Annotated in this window: 1 pseudogene; it reads right to left on the reverse strand. The window is 49.1% G+C overall.

The window, feature by feature from the left end:
- Nucleotides 1-109: 109 nt before the first annotated feature.
- Nucleotides 110-499 (reverse strand): annotated as a pseudogene (locus ACUU1I_RS21145) (MASE1 domain-containing protein); the annotation flags it as partial.

Raw genomic sequence — 499 nt, forward strand, 5'->3', positions numbered from 1 at the left:
GTCGTCACTCTCGTCTGGGGAATATCTCACCGGCAGCCTTCAGGGAAAAATATCATCAGATGGCTGCTTAAAAAAGAACAAATGGTAGTGTCCGCTATTGCCAGTACACCTCATATTGAATCCGCAGCATGATGCCATAGTTCTTAACCAGCATTTCCATGCCAGGGATGCGTAAATAACAAAGCGCAGACCAGAGGGCATCACGCAACGCGCGATTCAGGGCGCGAACATTTGGCAGATGAACCACCGGGTCCACATACGCAAGCCGCTGAATGCGTCTGACTACCGCTCGCTGACGAGTTGCCAGTACAGCCATATAATTGACAATAAAAGAGAATACCAGATAACTGGAGGAGGTTATGGTCAGCTGCGTGGTATAGCCAGGATAAATGGGAATGTAATTTTGATAGCTGTGGATGCTGATCATCAACACGACCGCCCAGAGCAGCGAAATCAGCTTATAACCATAGCGCATTGCTCCCCACATCATCAGGGGCAG

Source organism: Shigella sp. SIG3 (assembly GCF_053555855.1).